Annotated in this window: 18 protein-coding genes; 10 read left to right on the top strand and 8 right to left on the bottom strand. The window is 64.1% G+C overall.

Annotated features, from left to right (window positions below; all coding sequences use genetic code 11):
• Positions 1–270: an acylphosphatase gene (locus tag B058_RS0106535; protein WP_018507677.1), complete on the top strand. Its 270-nt coding sequence runs from the start codon at positions 1–3 to the stop codon at positions 268–270.
• Between the two features lie 221 nt (positions 271–491).
• Here B058_RS0106535 and dnaE read toward each other — a convergent pair whose 3' ends face one another.
• The 4 genes from dnaE to B058_RS0106515 form a co-directional block, all read right to left on the bottom strand.
• Entirely contained in the window at positions 492–3,917 is a 3,426-nt protein-coding gene (gene dnaE / locus B058_RS0106530) for a DNA polymerase III subunit alpha (RefSeq protein ID WP_018507676.1), read from the bottom strand.
• Between the two features lie 166 nt (positions 3,918–4,083).
• The gene (efp, locus tag B058_RS0106525) at positions 4,084–4,644 is read right to left on the bottom strand and encodes an elongation factor P (RefSeq protein ID WP_018507675.1); all 561 of its coding nucleotides are present in this window, start codon (positions 4,642–4,644) and stop codon (positions 4,084–4,086) included.
• 23 nt (positions 4,645–4,667) lie between these two features.
• Positions 4,668–5,840 (bottom strand): elongation factor P maturation arginine rhamnosyltransferase EarP, encoded by a 1,173-nt coding sequence (earP, locus tag B058_RS0106520; RefSeq protein WP_018507674.1) that lies wholly within the window; start codon positions 5,838–5,840, stop codon positions 4,668–4,670.
• A 66-nt stretch (positions 5,841–5,906) separates the two neighbouring features.
• On the bottom strand, positions 5,907–6,329 hold the full coding sequence (locus B058_RS0106515; protein WP_245539269.1) for a PsiF family protein: 423 nt from the start codon (positions 6,327–6,329) through the stop codon (positions 5,907–5,909).
• Between the two features lie 182 nt (positions 6,330–6,511).
• Between B058_RS0106515 and B058_RS0106510 the strand changes: the two genes are divergently transcribed.
• Complete coding sequence (locus B058_RS0106510) at positions 6,512–6,718, top strand: cold-shock protein (protein ID WP_018078929.1); 207 nt, start codon at positions 6,512–6,514, stop codon at positions 6,716–6,718.
• A 92-nt stretch (positions 6,719–6,810) separates the two neighbouring features.
• Here B058_RS0106510 and icd read toward each other — a convergent pair whose 3' ends face one another.
• Positions 6,811–8,049 (bottom strand): NADP-dependent isocitrate dehydrogenase, encoded by a 1,239-nt coding sequence (gene icd / locus B058_RS0106505; protein ID WP_018507672.1) that lies wholly within the window; start codon positions 8,047–8,049, stop codon positions 6,811–6,813.
• Positions 8,050–8,091: 42 nt separating this feature from the next.
• Here icd and B058_RS0106500 point away from each other — a divergent pair, with 42 nt between their 5' ends.
• The 8 genes from B058_RS0106500 (at position 8,092) to B058_RS0106465 (ending at position 17,002) form a co-directional block, all read left to right on the top strand.
• Positions 8,092–8,634, top strand: a complete 543-nt coding sequence (locus B058_RS0106500; RefSeq protein WP_026240706.1) for a pseudouridine synthase — start codon at positions 8,092–8,094, stop codon at positions 8,632–8,634.
• Entirely contained in the window at positions 8,627–9,094 is a 468-nt protein-coding gene (locus B058_RS0106495; RefSeq protein ID WP_040723591.1) for an NUDIX hydrolase, read from the top strand. The genes B058_RS0106500 and B058_RS0106495 overlap by 8 nt, the downstream gene beginning before the upstream one ends.
• On the top strand, positions 9,091–10,167 hold the full coding sequence (mnmA, locus tag B058_RS0106490; protein WP_018507669.1) for a tRNA 2-thiouridine(34) synthase MnmA: 1,077 nt from the start codon (positions 9,091–9,093) through the stop codon (positions 10,165–10,167). Before B058_RS0106495 ends, mnmA begins: the two co-directional genes overlap by 4 nt.
• A 139-nt stretch (positions 10,168–10,306) precedes the next feature.
• The gene (locus B058_RS0106485; protein ID WP_018507668.1) at positions 10,307–12,001 is read left to right on the top strand and encodes a glutamine--tRNA ligase/YqeY domain fusion protein; all 1,695 of its coding nucleotides are present in this window, start codon (positions 10,307–10,309) and stop codon (positions 11,999–12,001) included.
• Between the two features lie 886 nt (positions 12,002–12,887).
• The gene (locus tag B058_RS0106480) at positions 12,888–13,304 is read left to right on the top strand and encodes a PepSY domain-containing protein (RefSeq protein WP_018507667.1); all 417 of its coding nucleotides are present in this window, start codon (positions 12,888–12,890) and stop codon (positions 13,302–13,304) included.
• Between the two features lie 20 nt (positions 13,305–13,324).
• Entirely contained in the window at positions 13,325–13,801 is a 477-nt protein-coding gene (locus B058_RS0106475; RefSeq protein ID WP_018507666.1) for a DUF2271 domain-containing protein, read from the top strand.
• An 11-nt stretch (positions 13,802–13,812) separates the two neighbouring features.
• Complete coding sequence (locus B058_RS0106470; RefSeq protein ID WP_018507665.1) at positions 13,813–16,020, top strand: PepSY domain-containing protein; 2,208 nt, start codon at positions 13,813–13,815, stop codon at positions 16,018–16,020.
• A gap of 7 nt (positions 16,021–16,027) precedes the next feature.
• The gene (locus B058_RS0106465; RefSeq protein ID WP_018507664.1) at positions 16,028–17,002 is read left to right on the top strand and encodes an FAD:protein FMN transferase; all 975 of its coding nucleotides are present in this window, start codon (positions 16,028–16,030) and stop codon (positions 17,000–17,002) included.
• A gap of 340 nt (positions 17,003–17,342) precedes the next feature.
• On the opposite strand, the gene msrA is transcribed toward B058_RS0106465, so the two are convergent.
• From msrA to B058_RS0106450, 3 genes are all read right to left on the bottom strand, one after another.
• The gene (msrA, locus tag B058_RS0106460; RefSeq protein WP_018507663.1) at positions 17,343–17,876 is read right to left on the bottom strand and encodes a peptide-methionine (S)-S-oxide reductase MsrA; all 534 of its coding nucleotides are present in this window, start codon (positions 17,874–17,876) and stop codon (positions 17,343–17,345) included.
• A gap of 139 nt (positions 17,877–18,015) precedes the next feature.
• On the bottom strand, positions 18,016–18,630 hold the full coding sequence (locus tag B058_RS0106455) for a glutathione S-transferase C-terminal domain-containing protein (protein ID WP_018507662.1): 615 nt from the start codon (positions 18,628–18,630) through the stop codon (positions 18,016–18,018).
• Positions 18,631–18,657: 27 nt separating this feature from the next.
• Positions 18,658–19,299, bottom strand: coding sequence for a uracil-DNA glycosylase family protein (locus B058_RS0106450; RefSeq protein ID WP_018507661.1), 642 nt, complete (start codon positions 19,297–19,299; stop codon positions 18,658–18,660).
• Between the last annotated feature and the right edge of the window lie 5 nt (positions 19,300–19,304).

Here is a 19,304-nt window from a genome sequence, read left to right as displayed (position 1 = left end):
ATGAAAACGCATCGCCTGCGTATCCATGGCCGGGTGCAGGGCGTGTGGTTCCGCGAGTCGATGCGGATGGAGGCCGAACGTCTGAACGTGGCCGGCTGGGTGCGCAACGCGCCGGATGGCACGGTTGAAGCCGTGATCCAGGGACCGGCCTCGGCGGTCGAGGCCCTGATCAAGTGGGTTCACACCGGCCCGCCCCTAGCGCGAGTCGACCGGGTCGAGATCGGCGAAGCGGATGGCGTATACCGCGAATTCCTGAAGCGGACCGACTAGCGGTTGGGCGTCCGCCCGGAACACGGCCAAAAAAATGCCCGGCTCAGTGATGAGCCGGGCAGAGTATCCACCAAAGGAGGAGGATTGGAGGAGACAACACCAACTGCCATTGCGGCGACATCAGTGTTATTAGAAGTTTCTAATATTATGTAATTCATGTCAATACTTTGTTAAAAGAAAAACCCGGATCGGTACGATTGTTCCATCCGATCCCAGGCTTTTCAGTAAATCACGTTCACCGCCTCGGGTTTGAGCCAAGTGCCCAAAGACTCCAGCAGGCGGTCATCCAGCCGCACCCGCCAGTCTTCGCCCAGCCGCACCCGGCAGCGCGCACTGGGGTTGTGATACTCGACCCACACCGGGCAACCGCCCTCCTGCGCCTTGTAGGGCGCGAGCAATTCCGCCAGCTTGCGCCCGTTCGACTGCCCGTTACAGGCCAGCCGCAGCCCTTGGGCAAACCGGGTACGCGCCCCTGCCAGGTCGTAAATCCGCTCCGCCGTCACCCGCACCCCGCCTGAATAGTCATCGCGGTTGACCTTGCCTTCGATGACCAGCAGCGCGTCGTCCTTCAGCAAATGACGGCTCTGCTCGTAGAGTTCATTGAAGATCACGACTTCGACCTGCGCCGTCGCGTCGTCCAGTAGCAGGATCAGCATCTTGCCGCGCCGCGTCATCTGGGTGCGCAGCGAAACGGCAATGCCGGCCAGCATGACCAGGTCGCGCGAAGGCTCCAGGCTGTCGAGTTGGCGTTTGGCAAAGCTCGACACCTCGGACAAGTACGAGGTGAAGGGATGGCCGCTGAAGAAATAGCCGAGCGCGGACTTCTCCTGCAGCAGTTTTTCCTGCTCCGGCCACACCGGCACGTCGATCAGGTCTTCGCCGCCGCCGTCGAGCGCCTCGCCGAACAGGCCGACCTGGCCACCGCTGCGCGCGGCGCGGTCGGCGGTTTCCAGCGCCGCGCCGACCGAGGCCATGAGGCTGGCACGATGACCGTTGATGGCATCGAACGCACCCGCCTTCACCAGTGCCTCGAGCACGCGGCGGTTGAGATAGCGCTTGTCGACACGCCGGGCCAGGTCGAACAGGCCCTTGTAGGGGCCGTTGGCCTCGCGCTCGGCGACGATCGCGCCGATTGCCGCCTCGCCGCTGCCCTTGATCGCGCCCAGACCGTAGCGGATCTCGGTTTGGCTGACCGGCTCGAAGCGGTAGCCCGACAGGTTGATGTCGGGCGGCAGCATGCTCAGCCCGTTGGCGCGGCAGTCTTCATAGAACACCCGCACCTTGTCGGTGTCGGACATTTCCGACGACATCGTCGCCGCCATGAATTCGGCTGGATAGTAGGCCTTGAGCCAGGCGGTGTGATACGCCACCAGCGCATAGGCGGCCGAATGCGACTTGTTGAAGCCGTATTCGGCGAATTTCTCCATCAGGTCGAACAGGCGCTCGGCGACCTTGGTGTCTGCCCCGCGCTTGGCTGCGCCGGCGAGGAAAATTTCCCGCTGCTTGGCCATTTCCTCGGGCTTCTTCTTGCCCATCGCGCGCCGCAGCAGGTCGGCGGCGCCGAGGCTGTAGCCCGCCAGGATCTGCGCCACCAGCATCACCTGTTCCTGGTAGACGATGATGCCGTAGGTCGACTTCAGCACCGGTTCGAGATCGGGATGGAAATACTCCGGCTTCTGCTTGCCCTGCTTGCGCGCGATGAAGTCGTCCACCATGCCCGAGCCTAGCGGGCCCGGACGGTTCAGCGCCATCAGCGCGATGATGTCCTCGAAGCAATCGCCCTTCAGCTTCTTCTCCAGGTCCTTGGCAGAGCGCGATTCGGACTGGAACACCGCGGTAGTGTTGCCGTCGGCAAACAGCTTGTAGACCGCCGGATCGTCGAGGGGCAGGTCTTCCAGCCGGAAATTCTCCCGCCCCGGATGGCGCTGCACGAAACGCACCGCCTCGGCCAGGATGGTCAGCGTGCGCAGGCCGAGGAAGTCGAACTTGACCAGGCCGATCGCCTCGACGTCGTCCTTGTCGAACTGCGACACCGCCGCGTCGGAGCCTTCGGCCTGATACAGCGGGCAGAAATCGGTGAGCCGGCCCGGCGCGATCAGCACGCCGCCCGCGTGCATGCCGACGTTGCGTGTGATGCCCTCGAGTTTTTCCGCCAGCGGCAGCAGTTCGGCGAGTTCTTCCTCGTTGCGGGCACGCTCGTCGATCTGCGGTTCTTTTTCACGCGCCTCGGCGAGCGAGATTCCCAGTTCGTTGGGCACCAGCTTGACGAATTTGTCGACGAACAGGTACGGCAGGTCGAGCACGCGGCCGACGTCTCGCAGCACCGCCTTGGCAGCCATCGTGCCGAAGGTGGCGATCTGCGACACCGCCGCATGGCCATACCGCTCCTTCACGTACTGGATCACGCGGTCGCGCCCGTCCTGGCAGAAGTCGATGTCGAAGTCGGGCATCGACACCCGCTCGGGATTGAGGAAGCGCTCGAACAGCAGGTCGTAGGCCAGCGGATCGAGGTCGGTGATGCGCAGGCTGTAGGCTACGAGCGAGCCGGCGCCGGAACCCCGCCCCGGCCCAACCGGCACGCCATTGTTCTTGGCCCAGTTGATGAAGTCCGCCACGATCAGGAAATAACCCGGGAAGCCCATCTGGATGATGGTCCCGAGCTCGAACTCCAGCCGCTCGACGTACTCGGGCAGCTTGGCCGCACGTTCGACCTCGTCGGGATAAAGGTGCGCCATGCGTTCGTGCAGCCCCTCGAAGGAACGCTGCCGCATGTAGTCGTCGAGGCTCATGCCATTCGGCGTCGGAAAATCGGGCAGCCTGCTCTTGCCGAGTTCCAGCGTCAGGTTGCAGCGCTTGGCGATTTCGACGCTGTTGGCCAGGGCTTCCGGCAGGTCGGCAAACAGTTCCGCCATCTCGTCCGGCGTCTTGAAATACTGCTCGGCGGTGAACGGCCGCGGCCGGCGTGGATCGCCCAGCATCATGCCCTCGGCGATGCAGACGCGCGCCTCGTGTGCCTTGAAATCGTCCGGCGCGATGAACTGGATCGGATGCGTGGCGACTGCGGGCAGGTTCAACGCCGCACCGATGTCGAGCAGGCCGTCGATCAGGCGTTCGGTGTGCGGCTGGCCGAAGCGCTGCAGCTCCAGGTAATAGCGGCCCGGGAACAACTCGGCCCATGCTTCCGCGGCGGTGCGTGCAGCGTCAGGCTTATCGTCGAGGATGGCCTGCGCGACGTTGCCCAAGTCGCCACCCGACAAGGCCAGCAAGCCGTCGGTGCCTTCGACCAGCCAGGTGGGATCGATCTCGGCACGGCCGCGATGGACATTCTCCTGATAGGCGCGCGTGAGCAGTTCGCACAGGCGGCGATACCCTTCGCGGTGCTGCACCAGCAGCAGCAGGCGGGAGGGCCGGTTTCTATCCGTGGCGTTGGTCACCCACACGTCGCAGCCGAATATGGGTTTGATCCCGGCCCCCCGGGCCGTTCGATAGAACTTCACCCAGCCGAACGTATTGGACAAATCGGAGAGGCCCAGCGCCGGCATCGCAACGCCCTTCGCTCTCTTGACCGCGTCGGCCACCCGCACCAGACCATCGGTGACGGAATACTCGGTATGCAATCGGAGGTGGATGAAACGTGGATCGGTCATGGGGAAGCGACGGAGAAACGAGTCGCTATTTTAACGCCGCTGAACAGTCGCCAAAAACAAAAGGCAGCCGAAGCTGCCTTTTGTTTGAAACCAACACCGGAATCCACCCGCAAGCCCCCTGAAGGGCAGGCCGTGGTTGTTGCCGATTAATCGGCAACAACCACGCTCAGTTTGCGCGGCGCTTGAATTCGTTGGTGCGGGTATCGATCTCGATCATGTCGCCGATTTCGACGAACGCGGCCACCGGCAGTTCGAATCCGGTGGGTTTGATGCGCGCGGGCTTCATCACCTTGCCCGACGTATCGCCGCGCACGGCGGGCTCGGTGTATTCGACTTCGCGGATGACCGTGGTGGGCATTTCAACCGAAATCGCCTTGCCTTCATAGAACACCACTTCCAGCGGCATGCCATCATCCAGGTAGTTCAGTGCGTCGCCGAGGTTGTCGGCTTCGATCTCATACTGGTTGTAATCGCTGTCCATGAACACATAGAGCGGATCGGCGAAGTAGGAATAGGTGCATTCCTTGCGGTCGAGGGTGACGGTGTCGAATTTGTCGTCGGCACGGTAGACCGATTCGGTACCGGCCCCGGTCAACAGGTTCTTCAGTTTCATCTTGACGACGGATGAGTTGCGGCCCGATTTCGAGAATTCGGCCTTTTGCACCACCATCGGGTCTTTGCCTATCATCACGACGTTGCCGGCGCGGAGTTCCTGTGCGATTTTCATGGGTGTGTCCTGCTGCGAGAGCGCTAAGAGTTTGAGAAAACTCGCCATTTTAACTTATTTTCCGCGAATTCCACCAGCTTGCCGGCGAGCGTTCCGGCCAGGCCGAGGCGGCCGCACCAGGCCTGTGCGTGCCGTTCGATCGCCGCCTGGTGCGCGCGCCAGGCGGTCCAGCAGGCTGCCATGCCGGGCGCGTCCGGCATGGCATTCCAGTTCCGCCATATCCCGCTCACCGCGTCCGCCGTCGCGCCGTCCAGGCCCGCCGTGTAACGCGCCAGCAGCGCGTCCAGCTTGTCCCAGTGCGCCCCTTCGGTTTGCGGATAGGCTTGCCACACCACTGGACGGGCCGCCCACTGCGCCCGCACGCAGGAATCTTCGCCCCGCACGAAATTGAGGTCGCAGGCCCACAGCAGGTGGTCATACCGATCCTGGTTCATGAACGGCAGAATGTGTACCTGCAAGGCGCCGCGGCTGCCGGTATCGCCCGCCCGCAAGCCGGGAGCCGCCAGCCAGGCGGCCAGTTGCGGCATCACCCGGCCTTCGGGGACGAGGCAGGTGACCGGATGCGAGTCGGCCGCCCAGGCATCGAGCAGCTCGGGCAACGCCGGGTTCTCGTAGGCGAACAGCGACACCCGCAATTCACCCGCCCGCGGCGCATCCAGTCCAAGTTCGCGCCAGAACGCCGGCATGCCATCCTGCACGAAAGCGGCGCGCCGTTCGGCCAGATCCGCCTCGGCCAGCAGGCCGCCGGTATCCGGCGTGTAACCCGGAAAGAAGAAATACTTGGTCAGCGGCAAGCGCGGGTGCGGCGAAGGCAGGCCATGGTGGGCCGCCACCCAGGGCTCGGCGCTCAGGTATTCGAGATTGATCCAGACCGGCGACGGCGACTGCTCGCTCATGGCGGCCAGATAGGCTTCCGGCAGCGCGCAGCCGAATGCCTCGACCACCACCTCGGCCGGCCGGCTCGCCGCAAACGGCGCCCGCCACGCGCAAACCGTCACGCCCTCGCAGACCTGCCGATCCGCATCCACGACGATGGCCGGCCAGATATGCCGGAACGCGCGCAGATCATCCACCCACAAGCGCACGTCCAGGCCGTGCTCGCCGGCCAGCCCGCGCGCCAGGCGCCAGGCTATGCCGATGTCGCCATAGTTGTCGACGACGTTGCAGAAGATGTCCCAGGTGCGCATGGCGCGCATGCTACCGCATCCCATCAAACGAAGAAGGCTCCGCGCGGAGCCTTCTTCGTGTGTTCCCGGACCGGCTCAGTTCGACTTGCCGGACAGGCAGGATTTCATGAACGCCTTGCGCGCATCGCCCTTCATCTGCTTGCCGGAGGCTTCGGCATTGCAGTCCTTCATGCGCTGCTGCTGGGCCGTAGCCTTGCTTCCCGGCGTTGCGCCACCTGACAGGCAGGATTTCATGAACGACTTGCGCGCATCGCCGGAAAGCTGCTGCTTGCCTGCGTCGGCGTTACAGGATTTCATCCTCTCCTGCTGGGCGGTTTCAGCCCATGCACCCGTGGCCAGCAGTGCGCCCGCCACCAATCCGATCAGCATCATTCTCTTCATCGCGACCCTTTCTTTGGTTGAATGGAAACCACAGTCTAGCCCAGCCCCTTGTTTTTTCTCGCTTTCCACTTGTAAAAACTCATGCGCGGTAGTAAAAAGCCAAAAGTTTGGTTTCAAGAACCGTACAGGTTTGGCATTACCACAGGGCATTACCGGGTAGCGCGCTTGAATTCAGACCGACGGCTAAAACAATCTCGCCGTCCTGTCATCCGCCAGAGTTTACGCCCCACGGGGTGGAGTCATGCTTATCGCGGTTATGTTTGTGGTTGTGTTTATGTTCCGCCAAGGAGGGAGTTGTAATGGCAACAGGTACTGTCAAGTGGTTCAGCGACGCCAAGGGTTTCGGATTCATCACCCCGGATGACGGCGGCGAAGATGTGTTCGCACATTTCTCCGCCATCCAGTCCAACGGTTTCAAGACCCTGAAGGAAGGCCAGAAAGTCAGCTTCGAAGTCAGCCAAGGCCCCAAAGGCAAGCAGGCTTCCAACATCCAGCCGCAAGGTTGAATTGTTGCGCTGAAACAAAAAACCCCGCTTCGGCGGGGTTTTTTGTTGTACGCGCTCCCCGCCTCGGCGGGGCTTTGTTGGCGACACGACGCTTACATCTTCGCGACCATCGCTTCGGCGAATGCCGAGCACTTCACTTCGGTCGCGCCATCCATCAGGCGCGCAAAGTCGTAGGTCACGGTCTTCGCCGCGATGGCCTTTTCCATGCTGGCCACGATCAGGTCGGCCGCCTCGGTCCAGCCCAGGTGGCGCAGCATCATCTCGGCCGACAGGATCAGCGAGCCCGGGTTGACGTAGTCCTTGCCGGCATACTTGGGCGCGGTGCCGTGGGTGGCCTCGAACATCGCCACAGTGTCGGACAGGTTGGCGCCGGGCGCGATGCCGATGCCGCCGACTTCCGCCGCCAGCGCGTCGGAAATGTAGTCGCCGTTGAGGTTGAGCGTGGCGATCACGTCGTATTCGTCGGGGCGCAACAGGATCTGCTGCAGGAAGGCGTCGGCGATCACGTCCTTGATGATGATGCCGTTCGGCAATTCCATCCACGGGCCGTCGCCGATCAATCTGGCGCCGAATTCGCGTGCGGCGAGCTCGTAGCCCCATTTCTTGAAGCCGCCTTCGGTGAACTTCATGATGTTCCCTTTGTGCACCAGGGTCACCGATTTGCGGCCATTGTCGATCGCGTACTGGATCGCCTTGCGGATCAGGCGCTCGGAACCTTCGACCGACACCGGCTTGATGCCGATGGCCGATGACTCAGGGAAGCGGATCTTCTTGACGCCCATTTCCTTCTGCAGGAATTCGATCACTTTCTTCACTTCAGGCGAATTGGCTTCCCATTCGACGCCGGCATAGATGTCCTCGGTATTCTCGCGGAAGATCACCATGTCGACCTTCTCCGGCGCCTTCACCGGGCTGGGCACGCCGGTGAAGTAGCGCACCGGGCGCAGGCAGACATAGAGATCGAGCATCTGGCGCAGCGCGACGTTGAGCGAGCGAATGCCGCCCGAGGTTGGCGTGGTGAGCGGGCCCTTGATCGAGATCACATAGTCCTTCACAGCCTGCACGGTCTCGTCCGGCAGCCACTGGTCGCCGCCGTAGACCTTGACTGCCTTCTCGCCAGCGAATACTTCCATCCAGGCGATCTGCTTCTTGCCGCCGTAGGCCTTGGCCACCGCCGCATCGACCACGCGGCGCATCGCCGGAGTGATGTCGACGCCGGTGCCGTCGCCCTCGATGAAGGGAATGATGGGCGTGTCCGGCACATTCAAGCTGTTGTCGGCGTTGACGGTAATTTTCTTGCCTGCGGCGGGAATCTGGATATGTGTGCTCATAATGTCTCGAAACGATAAAATGGGACTTTGTCCCCACCCGAAGTGTCGCGTCTTATTTTGTTCAACAAGCCCTATGGCGTGCTCAGCCAGTTCACCCCGGAAGGTCGCTGGCAGGGCTTGCGGGATTACCTCGCGCTGCCGGGCGTCTATGCGGCCGGTCGACTGGACGCCGACAGCGAGGGCCTGCTGATTTTAACCGATGATGGCGCGCTCCAGAGCCGCATTGCCGATCCCCGGCACAAGCTGCCCAAAACCTACTGGGTGCAGGTCGAGGGCGCGCCGACGGACGCCGACCTCGACCCCTTGCGCCGCGGCGTCGATCTCGGCGACTTCGTCACCCGCCCGGCCCGGGCGCGCCTCATCGACGAACCCGCCGGCCTGTGGCCGCGCAACCCGCCGATCCGCTTCCGCCAGGCCATCCCCACAAGCTGGATCGAACTCACGATCAGCGAAGGGAAGAACCGCCAGGTGCGGCGGATGACGGCGAAGATCGGCTTCCCGACGCTGCGGCTGATCCGCGCCGCTGTCGGCGAATGGCGCCTGGACGCGCTGCAACCCGGAGAATGGAAAGAGAGCCATGTCTAAGCCAGGCCTGGATACAACGCAGTGGATGCCTCACGTGGTCGCCGCCGCCATCGTCGAACGCGACGGCACATTCCTGCTGGTCGAGGAGCACACGGCCGAAGGCCTGCGTCTCAACCAGCCCGCCGGCCACTGGGAACGCGGCGAAACGCTGATCGAGGCCGTACGCCGCGAAGCGCTGGAGGAAACCGCACATCATGTCGAGCCGACCGCCCTGCTCGGCTGCTACACCACGCACTATCCACTGCGCGACATCACCTATCTGCGCTTTGCCTATGTCTGCGGCGTCACCGGCTTCGATGCCGAACGTCCGCTGGACCACGGCATCGTGCGCGCACTCTGGCTGACGCCGGACGAGCTCGCCGCCCACCCCACGCCGCACCGTAGCCCGCTGGTCATGCGCTGCGTGCGGGATTATCTGGCCGGGCGTCGCTTTCCGCTCGATTTCGTGAGCCACGCATGAGCACGCGCGTTGTCGTCGGCATGTCGGGCGGAGTCGATTCCTCCATCGCGGCCCATCTGCTGAAGCAGCAGGGCTACGACGTGCTCGGCGTCTTCATGAAAAACTGGAACGACGACGACAACACCGAGCAGTGCACCGCGACGCAGGATTTTCTCGACGTGCTGGCGGTGGCCGACGTACTCGGCATCGAGGTCGAGGCGGTCAACTTCGCCGCCGAATACAAAGCACGCGTGTTCAGCTACTTCCTCGCCGAATACCAGGCCGGCCGCACGCCCAATCCCGACGTGCTGTGCAATGCCGAGATCAAGTTCAAGGCCTTCCTCGACGACGCCATCGCGCGCGGCGCCGAGTTCATCGCCACCGGGCACTACGTCGGCAAGGGACAGGATGTGGCCAGCCGCGCCACGCTCTTGCGGGCAGCTGACGCCAACAAGGACCAGAGCTACTTCCTCTATCGTCTGAGCCAGGCGCAGCTCGCCCCTTCCCTGTTTCCGCTGGCGCACCTGCCCAAGCCCGAAGTACGCCGGATCGCCGCGCAGATCGGCCTGCCCAACGCCGCCAAGAAAGACAGCACCGGCATCTGCTTCATCGGCGAGCGCAACTTCCGCGAATTCCTCGAACGCTACCTGCCGCGCGATCCCGGCGACATGAGAACACCCGAAGGCCACGTCGTCGGCCGACATCAGGGCCTGACGTACTACACCCTCGGCCAGCGCCAGGGGCTCGGCATCGGCGGGCAGAAGGACGGCAGCACCGAGCCCTGGTTCGTCGCCGCCAAGGACATGGCGAGCAACACCCTGGTCGTGGTGCAGGGCCACGAGCATCCGCTGCTCAAGCGCTCGACGCTCGCCGCCGGCCAGCTCAACTGGATCAGCGGCGTCGCGCCCGATCCGGCCAAGCCCTACACCGCCAAGACCCGCTATCGCCAGGCCGACTCGCCCTGCCGCATCACCCGGCTCGACGACGACACGCTCGAACTCGCGTTCGACAGCCCGCAATGGGCGGTCACGCCCGGACAGTCCGTCGTGCTCTATGACGGCGAGGTCTGTCTCGGCGGCGGCATCATCATTTGAAGATCACCGTTTCGAGCCTTCTTTTGGTGGTTCGACCAGCGCGCCACGAACGGAATTAACACTGTGCCGTTCGCCCTGAGCCTGTCGAAGGGCCGCCCGAACCCGCTACAATCCACGCATCCCAGATTCCCATTCCATCATGTCGCACGAAGCCCCCGCACCCGCCGCCAACTTCATCCGCAACATCATCGACGAGCAGAACGCCGCTGGGAAATGGGGCGGCCGCGTCGAGACGCGCTTCCCGCCCGAGCCCAACGGCTACCTGCACCTGGGCCACGCCAAGTCGATCTGCCTCAACTTCGGCCTGGCGCGCGACTACGGCGGCGTCTGCCACCTGCGTTTCGACGACACCAACCCGGAAAAGGAAAGCCAGGAATACGTCGATTCCATCGTCGAGTCGGTGAAGTGGCTGGGCTTCGACTGGGGCGCGCACCTCTACTTCGCGTCGAACTACTTCGACACCATGTACGCCTGCGCCGAATACCTGATCAAGTCCGGCCACGCCTACGTCGATTCGCTGTCCGCCGACGACATGCGCGCCTACCGCGGCACGCTCACCGAGCCCGGCAAGGACAGCCCCTACCGCAGCCGCAGCGCGGAAGAGAACCTCGACCTGTTCCGTCGCATGAAGGCCGGCGAATTCCCCGACGGCGCGCACGTGCTGCGCGCCAAGATCGACATGGCCTCGCCCAACATCAACCTGCGTGACCCGGCGATCTATCGGATTAAACGCGCGCATCACCACAACACCGGCGACACCTGGTGCATCTACCCGATGTACACCTACGCCCACCCGATCGAGGACGCGATCGAGCACATCACGCATTCGATCTGCACGCTGGAATTCGAGGACCAGCGCCCGTTCTACGACTGGCTGCTCGACAAGCTCGCCGACGGCGGCTTCTTCACCCGCCCGCTGCCGCAGCAGATCGAATTCGCCCGCCTGAACCTGACCTACGTCGTGCTGTCCAAGCGCAAGCTGATCCAGCTGGTCGAGGAAAAGCACGTCAGCGGCTGGGACGATCCGCGCATGCCGACGTTGGTCGGCGCGCGCCGCCGCGGCTACACCGCGGAAGGCTTCCGCCGCTTCACCGACCAGATCGGCGTGTCGAAGTCCGACGGCTGGATCGACTACAGCGTCTTCGAAGCCAGCCAGCGCGACGTGCTCAACGACAGCGCACATCGTCGCGTCGCCGTGCTCGACCCGGTCAAGCTCGTCATCGACAACTATCCGGAAGGCCAGACCGAAGACTGCTTCGCGCCCAACCATCCGCAGCAGCCCGATCTCGGCAAGCGCGCCGTGCCGTTCTCGAAAGAACTATGGATCGAGCGCGAAGACTTCATGGAAACGCCGTCCAAGGGTTACTTCCGGCTCTTCCCGGGCAACTCGGTACGACTACGCTACGGCTACGTCGTCCAATGCACCGGCTGCGACAAGGACGCCAACGGCACCATCACCGCCGTACACTGCGACTACCTGCCCGACACCAAGTCCGGCACGCCGGGCGCCGACTCGGTCAAGGTCAAGGGCAACATCCACTGGGTGTCCGCCGCGCATGCCTATGAAGCCGAGGTGCGCCTGTACGACCGCCTGTTCACCACCGCGCAGCCGGGCGGCGAAAGCGGCGATTTCCTGAACGATCTGAATGCCGATTCAGTCAAGGTGATCCGCGCACAACTGGAGCCGGCACTGAAAGACGCCGCGCCGGAAGACCGCTTCCAGTTCGAGCGGCACGGCTACTTCGTCGCCGACCGCGTCGATTCGAAAGTGGGCGCGCCGGTGTTCAACCGGACGGTGACCTTGAAGGATTCGTGGGTGAAGGCGGAGAAGTAAAACTTCAGGAGAGAACGTCCGAAGTCACTGGACTGACCCTGACCGTCCGGTAATCGGCCGAAGCAGTCGCTGGAGATTTGGGCCGACTATTTCCGCTATGGGCTTCTGACCGGTCATTCGCAAATCAGTAACGCCGAGTGTCCGCTTCAGATTTCCGCGAATGCGTACTTCCGACCCGAAGCGGCTGATCATGGCGTGCTCATCGACCGTCCGTTGATGTAATAAAACCGGCCATCTGACAATCCGCGCCACTTAACTCCACTTCTGGCGACTGCTAAAAATGGGGGATTACCGCTTGACCTACGGCTTCTGGAAGAACCACATCGCCCCATGGAATCCCAGAAGTGCGTTCAGGCTGCCTTAAGTTTTGAAGTGCAGAGTACATGAACAGTCAGCGTTGACTGGAATCGATCGAAAGGAAGAATCATGAAGCCAAGCATTATTGCCGTGCGCTGAGCGTCGCAGCAACCATGATGAGCATGCCTTCGCATGCAGACGATTCTCGCAAGGAGGCAGGAGACAGTCATCGGATCGACTCAGGCTGCAAGCTGTCTCCAATGACTCAACCATCGGGCAGCCGGGCTATGGCTGGCCCTACTTTGTCGATGCATGCAAAGGCAGAGCAGTCGCGATCGCCCTAGTGGAGACTATTTCTACAGTCACGGGAAAGCCCCCACCCTAGTGTTCAAGGCAACCGGCGCCGACTAGCCCTTCCATCGAGAGGACGTGCCCCGGCAATCCGGGGCACGCCTCTCATGTCAAAAGTTGACCGCTTAGGAAGGTAGGGCGGACCTTCTTAATTGTTACCGGTCCTGGCCTATTGTGTGAGTTCGACGTGGTGCCCGTAAGCTGACAGAAGCGCTAACGTACTGAAAAGGAGTTTTCCATGAAACACCAGCACCGCAAATCGTTTGTCATGCATCCCTCCCTGCGCCGTGGCTTGCTGGCCCTGTCACTGGGCCTGACCGTCATGCCCGCATTGGCCGATGACGATTGCGATGCGCCGGTAGAGCGCTGGCAGTCACGCGAGGCCGTGCGGCAGATGGCAGCCCGACAGGGTTGGCAAATCCAGCGGCTGAAAATCGACGACGGCTGCTACGAAATTCGCGGCACAGACTCACAGGGCCGCATCTTCAAGGCCAAAATCGATCCGGAAACCCTGAAGGTATTGAAGATGAAGCAAGGGGACCGCCAGCGTTCCCGAGAACGCGACCGTGAGCACGCCGCGTCGCAACCAGACGGCGCCGCCGCACCATCGTCCCCATTCACCCCTGGCACCGCACCGCGCGGCCAGATCGATTAATCCCCCACTGGAGTATCACCATGTCCAAACTACTTTTGACCACTGTGGCCGCCGCCTGCGCGCTGGCCATTCCCGCCCTGGCGCACAGCCGCCAGCTCACGCTGACCGCCCAACTCAAGAACTACGGCGGCGACGGTGCCTACCTGGCCGCATACCTGACCAACGCCAAAGGAGCCTATGTGCGCACGCTGTGGGTGGCCGGCGGCAAGGCCAAGTACTACAAGCACCTGTCCGACTGGAATCGCCTCTCAAGCGGTGACACCAAACGCCTCGCCGGCGTGACCGGCGCCAGCGTGGGTGCGGGGCGCACGCTCAAGGTCACGGCCGACCTGGCCGCTGCGCTGATTGACGCGGGCTACGAAATTCGCATTGACGCTGCGGCGGAAGACATGCGCGACAGCCCGTCGGAAGTGCGCGTGCCACTGTCCACCGGCAACGCCGGCAAGCCGCAGGCCGGCAAGCAGTACATCCAGACGCTGACCTTCCAACTGCAGTAAAGGACGCGCACATGGGATGGAAGGCAATCCACCGCTGGCTGGGCCTGACGATTGGTGTGCTGGCCGTGGTACTGGGAATTACCGGCGCCATCTTGGCGTTCGATCCGGTGCAGCAGGCGTGGCAGGCACCCGCCGCGCCGGACGACCTGTCGGTGGCCACGCTGATGGAGCGCGTGACACGCACCGTCCCGGGTGCTGAGGAAATCCGCCACCTGCCCTCGGGTGCCATCGTGGTGTTCGGCTTTGTCGGCGACCAGGCGCAGGCGCACTACGTGGACCCGGCCGATGGTCGCGTGCTGGGTGCTTGGCAGCCTTCGGCACTGCCGCGCTGGGTGAAGAACCTGCACCGCTCGCTGCTCCTGGGCGACGCCGGGCGTTGGGGTGCGGCGGGCATTGCGCTGGCCATAGGGGTGTTGTGCGTCTCGTCCCTCGTACTGCTGCTGCGCCGCATGGGCGGCTGGCGGCGGCTGGCGGCAAGGGTGCGCGGCTCGCTGGCGCAGCGCATCCACGTGGTCACGGGCCGGGTGGTGCTGGCGGTGCTGTGCCTGACGTCGCTCACGGCGCTGACCATGAGCGCCTCGACCCTGGGACTGGTGGCGCTGGACGCCGGGACCGAGCCCGACGTGGTCTCCGTGGCGACCGGCCAGACAGCTCTGCCCGTGGGGCAGCTTTCCATGCTGCAAAACCTCTCCGTGCAGGACTTGCGCAAGCTGAATTTCCCCGACGCTGCCGATCCTGAAGACACCTGGAAGGTGGCCACCAGTCAGGGCGAAGGCTGGATCGACCGCTACTCAGGGAAAACACTGGCCTGGCAGGACGTCACCCTGGCGCAGCGCATCTACGACTGGGCTCTGGTGCTGCACACGGGTGAAGGGGCTTGGCCCTGGGCCGTGGTGCTCGCGCTCGTGGGCGCCAGCGTGCTGTTGTTCTGGCTGTCGGGCGTCTTCATCTGGTGGCAGGCACGCCGCCAGGCGCCGCACATCACGGGCAACAACCCGCTGGCACAGGCCGACGTGCTCATCTTCGTTGCCAGCGAAGGTGGCAGCACGTGGGGCTTTGCCCAAGCGTTGCACGATGCGCTGGGCCACAACGGTCACCGCGTGTACACCGGAGCGCTGGAGCTTTTCCAGACCACGGCCGCCACGCGGCAGGTGTTTGTGCTCGCCGCAACCTATGGCGAGGGCCAGGCCCCGACCCACGCCAGCCACGCCCTGGAGCGCATGGCAAAGCCCAGCGCCAACACCGTGCCGGTGACGGTACTGGGCTTTGGCGACCGACAGTTCCCGGCGTTCTGCGCCTTTGCCGAGGCGCTGGAGAAAACCCTGCGTGCACAGGGCTGGCCCGCGCTTCTGCCACTGGAATGCATCCACCAGCAATCGAGCCAGCAGTTCGCTCGCTGGGGTCAGGCCTTGGCGCAGGCGCTCGGCGAACCCCTGGTGCTGGAGCATGTGCCGCGCATGCCGCCCACCACTGTGCTCACGCTCGTGACGCGCCAGGACTATCCGGGGCTCGTCGACCAGCCCACAGCGATCCTGCGCTTTGCGTGGCCCGCGCAGAGCGGTAGGGAGCGCCTGCATGGGCACGGTCTGGCGCACTTTGCAGCAGGCGACCTCGTGGGCATCGTGCCGCCAGGCTCGGCCGTGCCCCGCTACTACTCGCTGGCGTCGGGCTGGGAAGACGGGTTTCTGGAAATCTGCGTACGGCAGATGCCCGGCGGCCTGTGCTCTACGCACCTGCTGGGCCTGCAGCCGGGCGACCACATCGCCGCGTTCATCCGATCCAACCCCGGCTTTGCGCTGCCGCGCACGCGGCGGCCCGTGCTGCTGATCGGCGCGGGCACGGGGGTGGCGCCCTTGGCAGGCTTCATTCGCCGCAACGACCGGCATACCCCTATGCACCTGTACTTTGGTGGGCGCAACCCTGAGCGGGATTTTTACTTCGGCCCCGAGATCCAGCACTGGCTCGGCGAAGGACGCCTGGCCAGTATGCAGACGGTGTTCTCGCGCATACCGGAGGGTGGTGGCTATGTGCAGGACGCCCTGCGCCGCGACGCCGAGCGCCTGCGCGACTTGGTGGCCCAGGGCGCCATCGTGCGTGTCTGCGGAAGCCGCGCCATGGCGCGCGACGTGGCCGCGACGTTGGACGCCGTGCTGGCGCCGCTGCAGTTGAGCGTATCGCAACTCAAAGCGAAGGAACGCTATGCCGAAGACATCTTCTGAACCTGCCGTGCTCTGCAAACGGACCACCCTGCATGGCCCGACCATGGGCACGCGCTGGTCCGCCAGTGTGGACGTCGACGCCAGCCTGGACTTGGCGGCCCTGCGCCGGGATCTCGCCGCCGCAGTGCAGCAGGTGGACGAGCAGATGTCTCCCTGGAAGCCCGATAGCGACCTCATGCGCCTGAACCGTGCGCCCGTGGACGCCTGGGTCGAACTGCCCGCCGAAATACTGGAGGTGCTGGCCTGCGCGCTCGATATCCACCGCCTCAGTGCCGGCGCGTTTGATCCGGGCGTCGGCGCGCTGGTCGATGCCTGGGGATTTGGCGCGGTGCGCGATGCGCCCGACGCTGGGGCGATCCGCGCGGCGCGCCAAATCGCGTCGCGCCCTACGCACGAGTGCCTGGAGCTCGACCGCCCCGCAGGCCGCGCCCGCAAGCACGCCCCCTTGCAGCTCGACCTGTGCGGCATTGCCAAGGGCTACGGAGTAGATCGCATGGTCGCCGTGCTGCAGCAGCACGGGGTGCAGCATGCGCTGGTGGCGCTTGATGGTGAGTTGCGCGCAGTGGGCAGCCAGGGCAGCGGTGCGCCCTGGGCCGTGGCGCTGGAGGAACCCGAGGTTGGGCGTCGCGCGGTGCACGGAGTCATCGACCTGCAGGACCTGGCCGTGGCCACATCAGGCGACTACCGGCGCTATCTACAGGTGGGTGATGCGCGCCTCGCACACACCATGGACGCGCGCCGCGCTGCGCCCGTGAACAATGCCGTCGCATCGGTCACCGTGCTGGCGCGCACCTGCATGCACGCGGACGCCTGGGCCACCGCACTGCTGGTGGCCGGCCCTGGAGAAGGCTTGGGCCTGGCACAGCGCATGGGGCTGGAAACACTGTTTCTGCTGCGCCGTCCCGAAGGGCTGGTGGAAATGGGGCTGGGACGGTTCGGCGCCTCCACCGTGCCGGGAGGCATTGGGGACTTCACTGAATAAGTACCCTCGAACAACGGCAAAGCATGACAACGCGATTTAGGGCAATGCTGAACCGCCTCCGGGCCTCGTGGAGGCTCGCCGTCAGTATTCGTCGCCTCGGGCCAAGGCAGGCTCCGTGGCAAAGCTCTGGCCTTGAATGGCCGCCTTGTGACGGCATGACTCGACACATTTCGTGGCTGCTTCGGGTCGGTTCTAACGTCTGAACCGGGTAAAGCGGTGAGAGGCATGTCAACGGCCGGTCTTGCGAGTACAGCGGTTGTAGCAGGTTAAGAGGCCGGTGGCGCCTTTGGCCGATTACCGGACAACCTTTCAACCCAGCTTTCGATCTCAATCAACAAGCTTATTTCAGCCGTCCCCCGAACTTCCCCTCCGCCTTCGCCACCTTCGGCGCCACCACGAACTGGCAATACGGCTGATGCGGATTCTGCTCGAAGTAGCGCTGGTGGTAATCCTCTGCGGGATAGAAGGTCGTCGCCTCGGTGACTTCCGTGACGATCGGCGCACCGAAGTGCCTCGATGCCGTCAGCTCGGTGATTGCGGCTTCTGCCTCGGCCTTCTGCTCGGGCGTGTGCCAGAAGATGGCCGAGCGGTATTGCGTGCCGACGTCGTTGCCCTGGCGGTTGCGCTGGGTGGGGTCGTGGAGGGTGAAGAAGACGTCGAGCAGTTCACGGAACGAAATCACCTCCGGGTCGAAGGTGACTTGCACGACTTCGGCGTGGCCGGTGTCGCCGTTGCAGATGTCCTTGTAGGTGGGATTCTCGGTGTGGCCGCCCATGTAGCCGGAGACGGCGGAGTCGACGCCGCGCAGCCGGTTAAACACGGTTTCGATACACCAGAAACAGCCGCCGGCGAGTGTTGCGGTTTGATGTGGCATGGTGTTGCTCCGTAATTGAGCTACTCAAGTCCTCCGACCAGGCCCTTCGACAGCACCCGCAAGGGGTACGCCGGGGGTCCCCGCCGCTACGCAGCGACCCTTCCGCAGCGACGGGCGAACGGCAGTATGTCGATACCGTTCAGACGACCGGCACCGTTTCCATGAACGATGCGCGGCTCGCCAGTTTCTCGGCGAGCCTGGCCAGGTTGGGATGCGCGGTGCGCCAGTCGATTTCGGGGAAGCGCAGGTCCAGGTAGCCCAGCGTGCAGCCGCAGGCGACATCGGCCAGCGTCATGCTGTTGCTGTTGCCGAGGAACCAGGGTTTCTCGCCCAGTGCTTCCGACAGTGCCTCGAGTCCGCGGAACAGGGTCTTCTCCTGCAGCGTCATCCAGTCGCTGCTCCGCTGCTCGGGTGCGCGCTTCCGTTCCAGGTTCACCGCCACGGCCGCATCGGTGACGCCGTCGGCCAGCGCCTCGACGCCGCGCACCATCATGCGGACTTTCGGTTCGCTGGGGATCAGGTGGGCGACCGGGCTGACGTGGTCGAGGTATTCGACAATGACACGCGAGTCGAACACGCTGATGCCATCCTCCAGCACCAGCACCGGCACCTTGCCGAGCGGATTGAAGCCGGGGACCGGGGTCTCCGGCGACCACGGGTTTTCGACCTGGAGGTGGAAGGGGATTTTCTTTTCCAGCAGGACCACGCGGACTTTGCGGCCATACGGGCTGGTGAGCGAGGTGATCAGTTTCATACGGGTTCGTATCCTGAATGCAGGTTGCTAGGTTGGACGATGTGCGCCGCCATTATCGCCTGTCGCACGCAGCGCTCCAACCCGTTCGCGCAGGGCCGGCAGCACGTCCTGCTCGAACCAGGGATGACGCTTGAACCATAGACGATTGCGCGGACTGGGATGCGGCAGCGGAAAATAGTCGGGAAGGAAATCGCGCCAGGCGTGCACCGTGTCGGCCAGCGTGCGGCCACGGCGCGTTCCCAGGTAATACGCCTGGGCATAGGCGCCGATCAACAGGGTGAGGCGGATGCCGGGCATGGCCGCGCGCAACGGCGGATGCCACAGCGGCGCACATTCCGGACGCGGCGCCAGGTCGCTGCCCTTGACCGTGCCCGGATAGCACAGGCCGGTGGGGACAATGGCGATGCGGGAGACGTCGTAGAACTGCTCGCGCGTCATGCCCAGCCATTCGCGCAGCCGGTCGCCCGAAGGGTCGTTCCAGGGAATGCCGGTTTCGTGCACGCGCCGCCCCGGTGCCTGGCCGACGATCAGCAGGCGCGCGGCGGACGAGACGCGTAGGACGGGACGCGGGGAATGCGGCAGGTTCGCGGCGCAGACCGTGCACGCCTCTACCTGTTCGACCAGCCCGGCAAGACTCGTGGGCTGGGGGAGACGGTCAGGTTTTTTCATCGCCG

This window comes from Thiobacillus thioparus DSM 505 (genome assembly GCF_000373385.1).
GTDB classification, from domain to species: domain Bacteria; phylum Pseudomonadota; class Gammaproteobacteria; order Burkholderiales; family Thiobacillaceae; genus Thiobacillus; species Thiobacillus thioparus.
Note: the sequence above shows the minus strand (reverse complement) of the source record. Positions and strands in the feature narration are given on the sequence as shown.